This is a genomic window from Streptomyces sp. ADMS (genome assembly GCF_033441795.1).
Classification (GTDB): Bacteria; Actinomycetota; Actinomycetes; order Streptomycetales; family Streptomycetaceae; genus Streptomyces.
In genome coordinates this window covers 1-238 of record NZ_JAVFVX010000627.1, presented here as the reverse complement: position 1 = coordinate 238, position 238 = coordinate 1, and the positions used below count along the sequence as shown (strand labels likewise).

General features: G+C 66.8%; 1 protein-coding gene. It reads right to left on the bottom strand.

From position 1 onward, the window contains the following. On the bottom strand, positions 1–238 hold a 238-nt coding region (locus tag RB628_RS42245), incomplete at both ends, for a DUF6879 family protein (protein ID WP_412180817.1).

Here is a 238-nt window from a genome sequence, read left to right as displayed (position 1 = left end):
CTCCGCGGCGGCGACCGCGGAAGCAGGCAGGACGCGAACGGAATGCCCGCATTCCGCGCTCAGTCGTAGCCAGTGCAGCTCCCACTGCACATACGGCGTCAGCGGCTCCTCAACCACACGAATACGATGAAAGACCGCCCCGCGCGACACTTCGTCCCTGGCCTTTCGAACCAAGGCGTCACGGTCGGCCTCGAACAGCCGCAACACTGCTGGCCAGTCCCCCTGACGCAGCGCCTCC